Annotated in this window: 12 protein-coding genes and 1 pseudogene; 2 read left to right on the top strand and 11 right to left on the bottom strand. The window is 44.5% G+C overall.

The features are described from left to right. Positions 1 to 75 precede the first annotated feature (75 nt). Together J7I83_RS10390 and J7I83_RS10385 are read left to right on the top strand one after the other, a co-directional pair. A complete protein-coding gene (locus J7I83_RS10390) occupies positions 76 to 882 on the top strand; it encodes an endonuclease/exonuclease/phosphatase family protein (protein WP_215100629.1) in 807 nt (268 codons plus the stop codon). 413 nt (positions 883 to 1,295) lie between these two features. Then, a complete protein-coding gene (locus J7I83_RS10385; RefSeq protein ID WP_215100628.1) occupies positions 1,296 to 1,838 on the top strand; it encodes an ECF transporter S component in 543 nt (180 codons plus the stop codon). A gap of 53 nt (positions 1,839 to 1,891) precedes the next feature. Here J7I83_RS10385 and J7I83_RS10380 read toward each other — a convergent pair whose 3' ends face one another. From J7I83_RS10380 to J7I83_RS10330, 11 genes and pseudogenes are all read right to left on the bottom strand, one after another. Then, positions 1,892 to 2,542, bottom strand: coding sequence for an O-methyltransferase (locus J7I83_RS10380; protein WP_215100627.1), 651 nt, complete (start codon positions 2,540 to 2,542; stop codon positions 1,892 to 1,894). Beyond that, the gene (locus J7I83_RS10375) at positions 2,529 to 2,879 is read right to left on the bottom strand and encodes a hypothetical protein (RefSeq protein ID WP_251047584.1); all 351 of its coding nucleotides are present in this window, start codon (positions 2,877 to 2,879) and stop codon (positions 2,529 to 2,531) included. The genes J7I83_RS10380 and J7I83_RS10375 overlap by 14 nt, the downstream gene beginning before the upstream one ends. Before the next feature lie 138 nt (positions 2,880 to 3,017). Then, positions 3,018 to 4,517 carry a malate:quinone oxidoreductase gene (locus tag J7I83_RS10370; protein WP_215100626.1) on the bottom strand — a complete coding sequence of 500 codons (1,500 nt, stop codon included), beginning with the start codon at positions 4,515 to 4,517 and terminating at the stop codon, positions 3,018 to 3,020. Positions 4,518 to 4,945: 428 nt separating this feature from the next. Beyond that, positions 4,946 to 6,088, bottom strand: a complete 1,143-nt coding sequence (locus tag J7I83_RS10365) for a mannitol-1-phosphate 5-dehydrogenase (RefSeq protein ID WP_215100625.1) — start codon at positions 6,086 to 6,088, stop codon at positions 4,946 to 4,948. A 6-nt stretch (positions 6,089 to 6,094) separates the two neighbouring features. Then, positions 6,095 to 8,182 (bottom strand): BglG family transcription antiterminator, encoded by a 2,088-nt coding sequence (locus J7I83_RS10360; protein ID WP_215100624.1) that lies wholly within the window; start codon positions 8,180 to 8,182, stop codon positions 6,095 to 6,097. A 96-nt stretch (positions 8,183 to 8,278) separates the two neighbouring features. Next, positions 8,279 to 10,192 carry a PTS mannitol transporter subunit IICBA gene (locus J7I83_RS10355; protein ID WP_215100623.1) on the bottom strand — a complete coding sequence of 638 codons (1,914 nt, stop codon included), beginning with the start codon at positions 10,190 to 10,192 and terminating at the stop codon, positions 8,279 to 8,281. Positions 10,193 to 10,517: 325 nt separating this feature from the next. Beyond that, a pseudogene (locus tag J7I83_RS10350) lies at positions 10,518 to 10,866 on the bottom strand (LURP-one-related/scramblase family protein); the annotation flags it as partial. Positions 10,867 to 10,959: 93 nt separating this feature from the next. Next, complete coding sequence (locus tag J7I83_RS10345) at positions 10,960 to 12,060, bottom strand: diguanylate cyclase (RefSeq protein WP_215100622.1); 1,101 nt, start codon at positions 12,058 to 12,060, stop codon at positions 10,960 to 10,962. A gap of 314 nt (positions 12,061 to 12,374) precedes the next feature. After that, positions 12,375 to 13,013: a Yip1 family protein gene (locus J7I83_RS10340; RefSeq protein ID WP_215100621.1), complete on the bottom strand. Its 639-nt coding sequence runs from the start codon at positions 13,011 to 13,013 to the stop codon at positions 12,375 to 12,377. A gap of 316 nt (positions 13,014 to 13,329) precedes the next feature. After that, on the bottom strand, positions 13,330 to 13,731 hold the full coding sequence (locus tag J7I83_RS10335) for an alpha/beta hydrolase (protein WP_215100620.1): 402 nt from the start codon (positions 13,729 to 13,731) through the stop codon (positions 13,330 to 13,332). Positions 13,732 to 13,928: 197 nt separating this feature from the next. After that, positions 13,929 to 15,125, bottom strand: a complete 1,197-nt coding sequence (locus J7I83_RS10330; RefSeq protein WP_215100619.1) for a DUF4317 domain-containing protein — start codon at positions 15,123 to 15,125, stop codon at positions 13,929 to 13,931. Positions 15,126 to 15,209 lie beyond the last annotated feature (84 nt).

The following is a 15,209-nucleotide window of genomic DNA, read 5'->3' as shown; positions in this document are numbered from 1 at the left end:
CCCGGCTGCATACGGAATCTCTCCGTATGCAGCCGGGCTTTCCTATATAAACGACTAAATCCGGAGGCTGAATCTATGAAGTTATTGACCTTGAATTGCCATTCCTGGCACGAAGAAAATCAATATGACAAGATACGCCATTTTGCAGAAACCATTAAAGAAAAAGACTATGACGTCATCGCTCTTCAGGAAGTCAATCAATCGATCGACGCGGAGCTGCTTTATGGCGATATTAAAAAAGACAATTTCGGGGTTGTGTTACTTGAAGAACTTGAAAGAATTGGAGCAGCAGACTATTCGCTTGTCTGGAGCTTTTCCCATCTGGTTTATGGCATTTATGAAGAAGGCGTCGCCATTTTAACAAAACATCCGATTTCAGAAGAATACTCTTTCTTCGTCAGCCAAAGCACAGACATCACCTACTGGAAAACACGGAAAATCGTTGGTGTTCAAATCCATTATCAAGATATGCCTCTCTCTTTCTACTCTTGCCATATGGGCTGGTGGATTGATGAGGAAGAGCCTTTTAAACAGCAGGCCGACCAGCTTCTGCAGCAAATCAACAGGGACGGACTGGCCTTTCTGATGGGCGACTTCAATAATTGCGCTTCTTTGACAGGAGAAGGCTATGATTACTTAATCAGCCAGAAGCTTCACGATACGTATGAGTTCGCAGAGCATAAAGACCATGGAACGACAGTCGAAGGAAAAATCGCGGGATGGCATGACAACAAACAGGATTTGCGCATCGACTTGATCTTGGCGAGTAGCCCCATAAAAGTGCAATCTTCACACGTCATTTTTAACAACCGCAATAAATCCATCATTTCGGATCATTTTGGTGTAGAAGCGACAGTGATTATTCCCAAGGCATCAGAGTAATTGACCTGAGTGTGGAAGAAGTTATTTGCATGGCTGTATTCTCTTGGAAAATGCGCTTTGAATGATATATGAGTGGAATTCATTGTTGTGAATGAATATTAATCCGCTCTGGAACTTTTGCAAACAAGTTCCCCGAAAACCGGTACTCTTTGAGAGTCCTCACTTGTTAACTCTATGATCCTCGGAATTAAGGAACACTTTAGTTTCTTTCTCTATAGTTGTTATAGAACCTTTTAGAAGAAAGAGCGGGGAGTGTCCGTCTAGAGCGATTTCTTAAAAGCCACTCTGCTTTAGCAGTTTAAAAGTAAGAGTTTCAAACTGACCCCTAAGTTTTATTCGGAATTGATACTTTTAACTAGTCCACATCTCTGCTAATCTTATCTGAAAAAGAAAAGATAGGCAGGTTACCGACAATGCAAAAAACAACTAGCTATTCACCCGCAGCCAATTCCCGCACTCTTGATTTAGTTTTAACCTCCATGGCCATTGCACTGGTCTTTGTTGCTACTTTACTATTGAATATCCGTCTTCCGATTGCGGCAAATGGCGGCCTTGTTCACCTCGGCACCGCTATGCTCTTTATCATCGCAATCCTATTCGGCCCAAAGAAAGGGCTGATTGCCGGCGCAGTCGGCATGGGACTTTTTGATTTGGTTTCCGGCTGGACATTATGGGCACCGATCACCATACTGGCACGGGGCCTCCAAGGTTACCTGGTCGGAAAAATTGCCTGGTCAGGCGGCAGAAATGGCGGCAGTACGTCGTTCAATATTTTAGCGGCAATCGTTTCGATTCCGTTTATGGTCGCTATCTACTACATCGGCGAAGCAATCATCTTCAGCAGCTGGATCATTCCGGCCGCTTCGATTCCCGGCAATCTCGTCCAGAACACAGTCGGGCTGATCATCGCAATCCCAGTGGCAGTCGCTTTAAAGAAAACTCCGTTTTTCAAATAAGCTTTCTTTGGATGGCCATACATGAATCTATACAAAAAGAGCATGCCTAAAAATTAGGCATGCTCTTTTTTCACTTTTGATACGGTCATTCCGTCTCCCACAGGAATCAACAGGGACTCCAATTGCGGGTGATTGGCCACCGTTTTATTGAAGGTTTTCATGATGTCCGTATAGCGTTTGGACTGGATGGTCTCATCCACCACAGTTCCTGCCGCAAGTACATTGTCTGCCACAATCAAAGCGCCCGGCGCTGCCAGCTTCAAACAGTAGCTCAAGTAGTTTTCATAGTTTTCCTTATCCGCATCGATAAAAAAGAAATCAAACTTCCGATTTTCTTCGACCAGCTTTTCCAAACTCTCCAAAGCCGCTCCCGTCCGATAAGAAACTTGGTCACCCAACCCCACTTTTTCCAGGTTGCGGTACGCCAATTCCGCATAGCTCTCCTCGAGCTCAAGAGATGTCAATTTTCCTTCTTTACCAGCGAATCCTCTCGCCAGGCAAATGCCGCTATAGCCTCCAAGAGCGCCAATCTCCAACACATTTTTGGCGTCTGAAATCGACACCAGCATCGTCAGCAGCTTTCCGGAAGCCGGAGAAACCGAAATCGAAGGCATGCCATTTTCTGTTATCAAAGAAACGACCTCCTCCAACTGCGGATCCTGTGCAGTGAACACCGCATCGATATACTGATTAGTTTTCTTCATTTTCAGCAGCTCCTTTTTTGTCAGTTGATCCTGTCGTTTCAACATCCTGTTCCTTGTTGCCCATCTCATCTTCATGAATTTCAAAAAGCTGCGTAAACTCGGCGATTACCATATCGATGGCTTTCAGCTCCCCCAGCAGAACCTGTTGGATGGGTTCAAATTCCGGTTTGTCCAATTGCTGATGGAGAGTGGAACGTTTGAGTTGCATCCCTTCTAAAAAGGCAAGAGCCCGTCCCCGTCTAAAGGTTTTTGCTCCACGCGGGGAATGACTTCTTCCTCTATGGCGTCCGCCGCCGCGCTCTTCTTTTTCTCTACCCGTTGTTTCTTCCCGATTCATCTATAACCCTCTTCCCTTTCGTATACAAACGTATACATTATGATAAATTGTATACGTTTGTATACGAAAATGCAAATAAAAAACCCCTTTCATCAACTTTGATGAAAGGGGCATACGCAAGCAATTATTTTGTGGAGCTTATATTTCTATCGGGCTTTTTTCATCCAGCTGAAGTGCCTTAGCTGTTGATGTATGAATTTCCTGAAGAAGTTCAGGGTTTTCAGACAATGAAACACCATATGACGGAATCATTTCTTTGATTTTTGGTTCCCATTCGCCTACCTGATCAGGGAAGCATCTTTTGAAGATTTCAAGCATCGCATGAACGGCTGTTGATGCGCCTGGAGAAGCTCCGAGCAATGCAGCAACTGAACCATCAGCAGCTGTCACAATTTCTGTACCAAACTGAAGAGTTCCTTTGCCTTTATCCGTATCTTTGATGACCTGTACACGTTGTCCCGCTACGACGACATCCCAGTCCTCAAGTTTGGCAGTCGGAATAAACTCGCGCAATTCTTCTACGCGCTTTTCATTCGACAGCATAACTTGCTGGATCAGATATTTTGTTAATGACATCTCTTTTGCGCCTGCAGCCAGCATCGTGAAGACATTGTTCGGTTTTACAGATCCGATCAAGTCCATATTTGATCCTGTTTTCAGGAATTTCGGCGAAAATCCTGCGAACGGTCCGAACAACAGGGATTTCTTGTTGTCGATAAAGCGTGTGTCCAAATGCGGCACTGACATCGGAGGAGCTCCGACTTTCGCTTTTCCGTATACTTTTGCGTGGTGCTGTTCGACGATTTCCGGATCGTTGCAGACCAGGAACATCCCGCTTACTGGGAATCCGCCGATATGCTTGGATTCCGGAATGCCTGTTTTTTGAAGCAAAGGCAAACTTCCGCCGCCACCGCCAATAAAGACGAAGTCAGCGTTATGGTATTCGATTTTATCGTTTGCCAGGTCCTGCACTTTTACTTCCCAAGTGCCGTCGCCGCTGCGTTTAATGTCTTTCACTGAATGTTTGTAGTTGATTTCGACCTGCTCTTCTTTCAAGTGGTCAAACAGCATTTCCGTTAAAGCGCCAAAGTTGACGTCTGTTCCGGAATCAATTTTAGTCGCCGCCATTGAATCGTTTGGAGAACGGCCTTCCATGATAAGCGGAATCCATTCTTTCAATTTCGCAGGATCAGCTGAATATTCCATTCCTTTGAATAATGGGCTGGTGGACAATGCTTCGAACCGCTTGTTCAGGAATCGGACATTGTCTTCTCCCTGCACCAAACTCATATGGGGAATCGACATGATAAAGTCCTGTGGATTGGCGATGCGCTTATTGTCTACAAGGAAAGACCAGAACTGTCTTGAAAGCTGGAACTGTTCGTTGATAGTGATCGCTTTTTTGATATCTACCGAGCCGTCAGCCTGTTCCGGTGTGTAGTTAAGCTCGCAAAGTGCAGCGTGTCCTGTTCCGGCATTGTTCCATTCGTTCGAGCTTTCAGATCCTGCTTTTTCAAGCTTTTCAAACACTTTGATATTCCAATCAGGTGCAAGTTCTTTAAGCATAGAGCCCAAAGTCGCGCTCATCACTCCAGCACCGATCAAGATTATATTTCTTTTTTTCTGTTGGTTGTCCATTATAACCTTCCTTATCCCTTATATTTGCATAAAGGTACAGCCTGCTCCGGATCAAATAATACAAAAAGCCAGGCTCAACCGATACACACATTTTCTGCTTCAATTATCTAACTATATCATATTTATCCCGCTTTAACGGACAGTATGACTCCCGTTTCTATAAGCAGGAGATCTACTGCCCGTTAAAGTCCGATTGAATTTTCTCTTTATTATTTATATCTATCTGCTTTTGCCTGTCAATTATACCTTAAGTGGAGAAGGTAAAAAAGAAAGATGCCCATTTTAAGAGGAAATGAGCCTGAAAAGCCCAAATGCAGACATTCTCCAGCATGTCCGCATTTGGGCTTTTATTATAAGGTAGCTGAAGAAGATTTTTCAACCCACCATAGTTTCTGTTTGCCATGAAAATCCAGCCGAGCTATTCCATTTTATCGGCTTTGTAAAGCTTCATAATGGCGCACCGCTTCTTTTGTGATTTCGCTGTCTTCAGGAAGGCCACTGATCGTTTTCAGAACAGCTGCTGGTCCATTTTTTCGGATCATTTCCTGGATTTCCATCGCTTCTTCATCCTCTGGAAAATCGAACGATAGCGCAGCTGCAATCGCCTTCGCCAAATTGGTGTAAGGCAATCCTGCTTTTTGAGCCTGGATCGCCGGACGGATCAAACGGTCTTCAGGACCGAGCTTGCGGATAGGTGCGCGGCCAACTCGTGTGACCCCGTCATTTAAGTAAGCATTTTTAAAGCGTTCAATATTCTTGTTGATATAAGTGAGGTGGTCTTCTTCATCAAGGCCATATTCCTTGACCAGGTAAGCGCCCGTCTCCTTAAGTGTTTCTCTGACCTGGTCGACGATCTTCTCATCAGCCAAGGTCTCGTCGATGGTCGACTTTCCAGCAAGATAGCCCAGATAAGCGATTACGGCATGGCCCGTGTTTACTGTAAACAGCTTGCGTTCAATGAACGGGGCAAGGTTCTCGACCATTTTCATACCGGTTACCGGTGGGATGTCTTCAGTGGTTTCCACGACCCACTCGTAATAAGGTTCAACCAGAACATCCAGCGAGCTTTGGTCCTGGATTGGCACAATGCGGTCAACCGCCGAATTAAAGAAATAAATCCTTCCTTCAAGCTTTTTCTTTGTTTCTTCATCCAGATTGTCCATGATGTGCTGCTTAAGGATATCCGTTGCTCCAATTTGATTTTCACAGGCGATGACATACAGCTTGTCATCTGTTGCCGTTACGCGCTTAGCTAAGCCACGGGCAATCAGCGGTGCAATTCTCGGCAAAATGTTTGGGCCGATTGCTGTCGTCAAATAGGTCGCTTGTTGAATCGCTTCAATAACATCATTTTCCTCCGTCATATTGTTGATGCCCGATACGTTTTCGATGGTGATGGATTCTTCCTGCGGCTGAGCCATTTTTACTTGATAACTTTTTTCTTCGTTCAGTTTATTGATGACCTGCTCTGCAACATCCACGAATGTTACATGGTAACCCGATTTGGAAAATAAAGCCCCGATAAACCCTCTGCCGATATTTCCTGCTCCAAAATGAATGGTCTGTTTCACTGCTCATCATTCCTTTATCAAATTATTTTGTAGGTATTCCAAAAAGATATCTTCTAATTTCTGCCGGATCACTTTCTCGTTGGAAGACGAGAAAACCATCATGGATACATCACTTTCGATCAAGCTAGTACTGATCAAACTCAATATTTCCTGCTCTCTGCCAGTCAGCACTGTGGGCGCCAGCATCAGCAATAGGTTTTTCATCTGCATGCCTTCGCCGTCCATCCCTTTGACCAGAAGAGGATCGTCCAAGTGGACGATTTGGAAGACTAGTTTTTGAATCGAATCGTCGCGGCAGTGAAAAAGCGCCATATTGGTATCCGGAATCCCCAATCCGCCTTTCTTTTCCCGCTCTTTTAATTCGTGCATGGCGGAGGCCGCGTCCGTAATCAACCCGTCACTTTTGGCCAGATCGATCACTTCCTGCAACACTTCCCAATGGTCCGAGGCAGTGGATTTGCGGATCACCTTGAAGTTGGCCAAGATCGCCTCCATGCTGCTTTGCACTTCTTTTATTTCCCGCAGGACATGCTGTATATTGCCCCGGCCTTTCGTTATCAAGGCTTCGTTGGAATTCCTGGGATTCAGGTAATGCTTTTTGCCGGTGATTTTCTCTACATTATTCTGCAGGTAGCTTTCAATATAGCCGATATCCCGATCGCTGAGCAACGGACTCACCATAATGTAATCGACTTCTGTAACAGGCAGCCGAATTGTCGAAATCACCAAATCATAATCCTGGAAATGGGCAGCTTGAAAATCGTTGATTGACAGAATTTCCACCGAATTGATTTCCGGCAGCTCTTTTTGGATCCGGCTTGCGAGCATCTTCGAAGTCCCGATGCCTGTCGGACAGATGACGACCGCGTCGATTCGGACCCTCTCTTCCTTCATCAGCAAAGCTGAACCGAAATGCAGGACAATAAAAGCCGTTTCATCAGCTGAAAAGTCCAGATCCTTGAACTCATTTTCCAGGCCCTGCTTGACCGCCATAAACAGCACCGGATATTTCCGCCTGATTTCGTCAGTCAACGGATTAAAGGATTCGAGCTTTTGGTTTAATCGGAAGATCGAAGGTCCCATATGGGCGAGCAGCCCCTGATACAGTGAAAAGTCATCGATCAGGTCGACGTGCAGCTGCACGGAAACATCGCGGATCAGGTTTTTTATCAGCCTGCCGAGCAGTACGCTGTCGTAATACGCTAAATCAGCCGCCTGTACTTTCGATCCTTTTAAAATCATCGTCAGAAAATGCACATCGGCATCAGTCAGCCTAACGGAAAGCTGATTTCTTAACTCCCGGCAGACATTCTTCATCAAGCGGTATTCGTTATCAGAGCTATTCCTTGCTTGGTCTCCCGGATCCAGTATAAATCCGGCTTCGGTCCGCTGAAGGGCCAGACAACTGTAGACGACCAATCCAATATAGTCACTATCCGCCAGCCTGGTTTGTTCTTTATTGATTTTTTGGTCCACCAATTGGTCCACGACTGCCAAGTATTTTGGCGAAAAATACCCAAGAATTTTTTCTTCCTGATTTTTTTCCTGTTGAAGAAAATACAGGCTCTCGATCATCTCTTCATAGAAGTAAGCGAGAATATAACTGCCAAGCGCATGCCGCTTATTGGCTTCTTCTCCATCGACTTCGACACCCACACCTCTTGTCCGCGACAACTCGATTGAAAACTTCCCCAGCCAGCCGGTCACATCATCCAAATAGGCCGTCAGCGTAGCGGTGCTGATTCCTAACTGTCCGGCAAGTACCTGTTTTTTAAAAAAGGGACCTTCGTGCAATAGAATAACCAACAGCTTCAGCTTTCTCTCTTCTGGCGTTTCATCCGCTGGACTGGCCGTCATCAGGTTTTGGATCAGGCGGTAGACTTGCTCATTTTTCCCCGCAATAAACAACCCTTCATCCTCCGTGCGTTCGACGGTCAATTCAAATTGCTGCAGCATCTTCCCTACCGACTTTAAATCCCGTTGAATGGTACGTGCACTGACATCCAGATACGAAGACAACGAGTGCACAGTATGCTTTCCGGAGGTTCTGACAATCAGCTCGATAATGGACTTTTCCCTAAATGTGATAAACATTCATTTCACTCATTTCACTTTTGGATGCCTTCTCCAAGACCAGGAAATGCAAATAGAACAAAAAGGCAGGAATCCCCGCCTTTCTATTGCTGCTATTCAATTGCTATTGATGATGGCCATTAATTCTTTAGCGGATTTTGCGTTCACCAGCTGATCTACATTGTCCTGTTCGGCACAAATGACAGCGATTCCCGAAAGGATTTCCAAATGCGTGCCATCCTTTCCGGCAATACCGAAAATCATTTTTGCACTTTCTCCATTAAAGTCTACTCCATTTGGAACCTGAACAACAGTAAAGCCTGACTTGATGACGGATTTTTTCGCCTCCTCCGTCCCGTGGGGAATGGCGACATTATTGCCCATATAGGTCGTCGTTATTTCTTCGCGCTTCATCATTTCCTCTACATAGGATTCTTCGACATATCCGCCTTTGACCAAGGCCTGTCCTGCGAATCGGATTGCGTCTTCTTTCGTGCGGAATTTCTGTCCAATAAAGACGTTTTCCTCCAGCAACAGCTGATCATCTTCCGCGCTATGCCGAACAACGGCTTCACTTTCTTTCACCAGCTCATGCTGATCAACAGTCTCACCATTTTGCAGACGGCCAATCAGTTTGTCGTATTCTGGACTTGATAGGAAGTTGTCGACTGAAATATGGTAGGCGTCCGGCATTTTATTTTCTGCACGCGGCGTTAATTTTTGCTGCGTAATAACGATTTGGGAATCGACTGCGATCGTGCTGATGGCCGTATTCGAAACTGATACGCCCAGTCCAGCTTCTTTTACTTTCTTGCGCAGAAGAGAAGCACCCATTGCACTCGATCCCATTCCAGCATCACAGGCAAAGACAATTTTTTGCACATTTGCTGGGAATATTCCCCTTCCGGCGCCTACAGGGGACGTTATTTCCCGGGAAATAGAACTTTTCTTTCCTTTCATCTGTTCCATTTTCTTTGTTGCTTCTTCCATGTCTTCATCTGTTTGTTTGCTTGATTTTAAAACGACTGCTGAAATGGCGAAGGACACGGCCGTTGCCACAAAAACTGCTGCAAAGTTGGCCAGGTAAGCCATGCTTTCAGGCGGTGTAACCGCTGCAATAGCCAGGATGCTTCCCGGTGATGCAGGCGCCACCAATCCGCCACCCATTAACACAAGTGTAAAGACGCCGCTCATGCCGCCGAAAATGACAGCCAGCAACAACATCGGCTTCATCAGTACGTACGGAAAATAAATTTCATGAATTCCTCCAAAGAAATGGATGATGGCCGCTCCCGGAGCTGATTGCTTGGCGATGCCTTTTCCAAAGAGCATAAATCCAAGCAGTACTCCGAGTCCAGGGCCAGGATTGGCTTCCAGAAGAAACAGGATCGATTTGCCTGTCTGCTGAACTTGCTCCAAGCCGATTGGCGTCAGCACGCCATGGTTGACAGCATTGTTCAAGAATAGAATCTTCGCCGGTTCAATCAAAATGCTGGTCAACGGCAATAAACCAGCTTCCAGCAACCAGTCCACACCTGAAACAAGAACCTCCGTAAAGGAACTTACAGCCGGTCCGATGCCGAGAAATGCAAGAATGGCAAGTGCACCGCCCAGAATACCGGCAGAGAAGTTGTTGACCAGCATTTCAAAGCCGGTCCGGACTTTTCCTTCGATCAATTGGTCAAATTTCTTGATGACGTATGCTCCGAGCGGTCCCATAATCATGGCACCCAAGAACATTGGCGTATCGGGAGCACCAACAATGACACCCATTGTCGCGATGGTTCCGACCACTCCACCCCGCTGGTCGTAAATCAGCCGGCCTCCTGTGTAACCAATCAAAAGCGGCAGCATGTAGGTAACCATTGGCCCTACTAATGAAGCAAGATTTTCATTCGGGTAAAACCCTGTTGGGATAAATAGTGCTGTAATCAATCCCCATGCAATAAATGCACCAATATTCGGTAAAACCATGGAGCTCAGGAAATTGCCGAACTTTTGCACCCGAACCTTCATTTTTGAATCGTTCATGTGATCTCTCCTTTGGAATGTAGTCATTTAAGTTGAACGAAAGCTTTAAGAAGAGCAGGTTAGAAGAAATCGCTCCAAGCGGATGCTTTTCGCTCTGTCTTTTAAGAAGCAGTTCAAAATTAAAGCTAAAAAACTTAAGCCAACTTATATACTTATAATGTTCCTTTATCATAGCCCTCGGATGGAAGCGCATTCAATGACAAGGAAAGTCAACTTTGTCGGGCTTGCCGTGACAAGGCTGTTGTTTCTGGAGCCAAAGCAAAAAGCTGCCGAGAAAATGGCAGCTTTTTGCTTTTTAAAATGCAGTTGAATTACTGGCTATAAGCTAAATGGACGCTCCGGAAGACGCCGCCTCATCGGCTTTTACACAATCAATTGCAACAACAATCGCGATGACAACTCTCTCCATCTCTTCATCCAAAATCTCGACCTTGTAGCTGTCTCCCCAGCTGAACCATTCCTTATTGACCCGGCCGTTGACTTCTCCATACTGCAGTACTTGAAAATCCATGTCCCACCAGTTTCCGTGAATTTCAATTCCGGTGCCTTCTATTTGTATAACGAGCCTTGGACACGGAAAACTCTTTCTTAATCGTTAAGCGCTCCTGGCCATTCACTTCAACAAAAAACTTCGGCCGGAAACTGAAAGTTTTTTTGGTAATGAGCGCGATTTTATGAGCTTAAGTTAAATGCTGTATTATTCATTGTTATGGTTCGCCGCCACTTTTTGTGCAGCTGCCCGGCAACAAGCCTGATCCAACTATTTATTAATAGCTGGCACATACCCTATTTCTTCCGGTTCTTTTTGCCGTATATAAGCATTCATCGGCAGTCCCCACTATTCGAGAGATGTCAGCTACTGTTTCGGGATAGGTTGCGGCACCTATGGAAACGGTGATGTTAATGGAATCCAATGAAGAAACTTTAAAATCATGGATTTCTACCGCTGTTCTGATCCGTTCCGCGATTTCCACTGCCTGTTCGTGCTGGCAATCCGGCAAGATTACAGAAAATTCCTCGCCGCCATTTCTTGAAACGATGTCAAAAGAGCGGCTCGCATTTTTCAACACTTTTCCAAGCTCTTTTAAAATTCTGTCGCCAACAGGATGCCCATACGTATCGTTGACATTTTTAAAATAGTCGATATCAATAATGAGCAAAGAAAGCTTTTCATTTTTCGTAGCTGCGTTGCTGACCAATGTGTTCCAGACGGCATCAAACTGCCGAACGTTATTCAAGCCTGTAAGAAAATCTGTCGTTGATTCCTCTTCGTATTTGGTTAAAAGAAACTGGGTTTTTAGAATGTACTCAACAAAGAAAATCGCGGTGAGCCCACCAATTATAGAAATCACCCAATAACAGGGTATCAGACTTTTCAAAACAAGAAAATCGTTAATAAGCCAGCTGATGACGATACTGAATACAATGTTTGAAAATATGATCATAACAAAACCTTGTTTATAAGAGTTGGCTTTGGAATCGTATTTTTTAAATAGTTTATAGATGATGATAAAGCCGATGATTAAAGCAAACATCAAGGCGGCAGCCGCCAATGCCGATGTGCTTACGCCAAAGATGAACCTTCCAAATATGATAACGATCGCACTTACGACAGCATGAGGAACACCCAGATAAATGATGAGGAGAATGACCGGAACAAAACGCAAATCGACGATTGTTTCAGCAGTTACCTGTATGGAGAAATACATTAAAAGAACCCCTAAAAATCCTCCTGCTAATCCATCGGCTATTACAGAATTTGTATAAGATTCTTCTAATCTAAGTTTTTGCCTTAATTGTAAATAGATAAAAATCAATGAAATTAGAACACATAAATTTACAAATAAATCATCAATAAACGCAAACAAAAGTTATTTCCTCCCTCTATAGACACTGACATTCAGTCTTCTGTTTAAAACTATTATGATTTAAATACTATAGCACAAAAATTTATGAAACTATTTCCCCATGAAAAAAGCACAATTTTTTCATCATTTTTTTATTAAAACGCATTTAATTTACAAATTAATTCGTAAAAACTGAAATCAAGAACCCTCGAAAAACCAAAAAAAACGAGAAGAAAACCTTCTTTCGAAGTTTGGCCTCTTCACGCTTTTGGGTCATACTATTTTCTTTTCTATTTAAACTCAATTTACTTGTTCCATACTAAAACAACATCCTATTAGAGCTGGTTAAAGAACGAGGCGAACAAGACAAAAACAATAAGAAGAACAATGATCGCGATAATGATTCCTGGCAGTACGACGATGAAAAATCCTTTCCAAGACGAGACACTATGCGCTTCGCCTACTGCTTTGCAGACGATGACGAATGTCCAAACAGACACTACCCCCATTACTAAAGACATGATAACTACAACCGGATCGCCTTCTACATCCGTCCGGTCTGCAAAGAAAGTTGCAGGTGATGCAAAAGCCCAGATAATCAGCAGTGGCAAAAGCCAAATTTGCGGTATTTGCGCTGTAGCAAGCGCCTTGAACATTTCTTGATAGGTCGCCGTTCCTTTAAACAACCGCCCAACCAGCATCAATATAGCTGCGCCTAAGAAATAGCCAAACGCACTCCCGATCGGACCGGTAATCAGTGCCTGAAGAATGGCTACCCACACTGGCATGTCTGCATTTCGGGTGTTCATAAGTCCAATCAGGCCTGAAGCAAATCCCGTCAAGACAATGAGCAAAATGATGTATTTAGCAGTCTTTCGGTCAATGACGAAGCGGACGGTTTCGCGTGTGCGCAGCCAAATATCGGTTAACGGATTCACCTCGCGCCCTTTGCGTAATCGATCTTCCCTCACCATAATTTCTTCCTCCTTTTGTTCGTTTTTCACGACGACTGGCAGCAGAATTTCCACATTTTTTCTTATATCTTTTCCTTTCCCTTTTTCACCTTTTGTTATCAGCAATATGCTTAAATTCTTTGCAAGAAAAAATAAAGGGGTTCTTCCAGGCCTAAGTTGCCTGAAAAAACCCCTTTTACAAAAAACACAATTGACCCCAACCCAAAACAGGGAAATGAAGATTCTGTAAAATACTAAAGCTTGTCGCCGGCTGGCACAGAGAGTGCCTCTTCGACAAACCCCATTGCCTTTTCAATGATAAAATCCAGTTCATGATCTATAGACACGATGTGATGGGAATTGTGCAGTTCGTATTTCCACGCAATAATTGCTGATATGCTTTGACCGATGCCTGCTCATAAGTGATTTCCACCGCATCCGCTTTTTTGATGTCCAGTTGGTCTTGTCTGACATAAGCGGAATCCGGTTGGTTGCGGTATGTTTCAAATGCAGGAATATCAATCGCCGGATTGATCAGGACAAGTCCTTGAATGTCCGGGTGGCAGCTGGCCAAATCCAAGCTCAAAGTTCCGCCCATCGATTGCCCAATGACAACAACGGCCGAACATGTACGCCTCAAATCGTTATAGGCGTCTTCTACCCGCGCAAACCAATCGTCGCAGGCAAACTGCTCAAGGTCTTTAGCATGTGTGCCGTGGCCGGGGGGAGCCTCGGACAAGAGACGGTATAGCCATGGGCAGCAATGGCCTCACCCAACTCTTTTACACTTTGCGGCGTGCCCAAAAAGCCGTGGCACAACAAAATTCCAGTGCTGTTGCCGTTCAGAAAAAGTGATTCAGCTTGTGGGATAATGGGACATTGTTCCTTTACTATGCAAATACTTCTTTGCCTGTTTTAAAGTAAGGAAGGCTCCTACTACTCCAACTCTTCTTCTGCAAGCAGCTTAAATCCTTCAATCATCGTGTCTTCTTCTACTTCAATCAAGATGCAGCGTTTGCCATTGTAATTGACTTGTTTAACGTATCGTAAGTCTTGAGGGCTGATCGCAATATTGGCGACTTTCGTGCTGATTTTGATGGATTTGGATGCGTAGCTTGGCACGATATGGCTGGCTTTCATTTCGTAGGTTTTGTCTTCTACGACTTGCTGAAAGGCCCTTTCCACTTTTTCCGCACTGACATCTTTGACACCGCTTGCCTTCAGCACACGTGTAATCTCCGTAGTATCCAAAATAGGTGCACTTTCTTCATCGTCTTCACTTTCTTCTGCCACAAGCAGCATCTGATTGATTTCATCGTATACGCCAGCGAGGGTTCTGGAATTTACTTCATCGCCGCCAATTACAACTTTGACAATTTCTTCAAATACCGCTTTCTCTTCCTCAGCGGTAATGATTTCATCACCGTTCAACACATTTTCGATAAACTGGAAATCCGGTTTATTCGCCTTGCCGGCGGCGTAGAGGATGTGATGGATGTCTGAAGCGTTATCCGTGAAGCTCGGGAACAAAAACCCGCCAATTGGCGAGCTTAGTTTAATGACAGGATCGACCAATACGTTTGCCTTATACTCTTTCTCGACAAAATCAAAGACCAGCGAACTTTTCGGCAATTCGGTTTGGTTCATGCTGCAAAGGATAAACGGAGTGGTATACACTTCATCCCGCATGTCAATTTCCGTTTCATCGGACTTGCGCCTCGTTGTTTTAGAATAATTTCCACGAATGAACGTGACCACCATGTCTTTTTCATACGGTCTTTCTTCCACCATCTTCAAGGCGATGCGCTGCATATTCGCTTTCCATTCAGCGACCTCTTTTGCCTCGAGCCCTTCATACAGGAGCCGCTGCGTATGGTCTGCCTGCCCCTCTTCTTGTGGCTGAAATTTTACTTCAAACATCTTGGCATCCAGTTTTCCGCCTAATACCTTTTTAAAATTATCAAAGAACAGCTCTTGCTGCTCCCGGTCCAACATGGAAAACGAGCGGCTTTCCTCGTGAAAGATCTCACTGCTTTCCTGTTGGATGTAGACGTTATAAATATCAGCAATTTTCAATAAATCGGTATCCAGTTTAAATCGTTTGCGAATATCTGCTATATCTTTCTTATTCATCTCTAAATCCAACTCCTTAACTCATAAGTCCGTGGTCTATACAAAAAAAGAGCATCCAAAGCTATAGTTAGCTTTTGACACTCT

It is taken from the genome of Planococcus sp. ISL-110 (assembly GCF_018613575.1).
Classification (GTDB): domain Bacteria; phylum Bacillota; class Bacilli; order Bacillales_A; family Planococcaceae; genus Planococcus.
The sequence above is the reverse complement of the archived record's forward strand: the minus strand, read 5'-3'. Positions and strand labels throughout refer to the sequence as shown.

Excerpts from the sequence above, each read along its gene's own strand:
- J7I83_RS10390 (WP_215100629.1), top strand. The coding sequence starts at position 76 with ATGAAGTTATTGACCTTGAATTGCCATTCCTGGCACGAAGAAAATCAA.
- J7I83_RS10385 (WP_215100628.1), top strand. The coding sequence starts at position 1,296 with ATGCAAAAAACAACTAGCTATTCACCCGCAGCCAATTCCCGCACTCTT.
- J7I83_RS10380 (WP_215100627.1), bottom strand. The coding sequence starts at position 2,542 with ATGAAGAAAACTAATCAGTATATCGATGCGGTGTTCACTGCACAGGAT.
- J7I83_RS10375 (WP_251047584.1), bottom strand. The coding sequence starts at position 2,879 with ATGAATCGGGAAGAAACAACGGGTAGAGAAAAAGAAGAGCGCGGCGGC.
- J7I83_RS10370 (WP_215100626.1), bottom strand. The coding sequence starts at position 4,517 with ATGGACAACCAACAGAAAAAAAGAAATATAATCTTGATCGGTGCTGGA.
- J7I83_RS10360 (WP_215100624.1), bottom strand. The coding sequence starts at position 8,182 with ATGTTTATCACATTTAGGGAAAAGTCCATTATCGAGCTGATTGTCAGA.
- J7I83_RS10355 (WP_215100623.1), bottom strand. The coding sequence starts at position 10,192 with ATGAACGATTCAAAAATGAAGGTTCGGGTGCAAAAGTTCGGCAATTTC.
- J7I83_RS10340 (WP_215100621.1), bottom strand. The coding sequence starts at position 13,013 with ATGGTGAGGGAAGATCGATTACGCAAAGGGCGCGAGGTGAATCCGTTA.
- J7I83_RS10330 (WP_215100619.1), bottom strand. The coding sequence starts at position 15,125 with ATGAATAAGAAAGATATAGCAGATATTCGCAAACGATTTAAACTGGAT.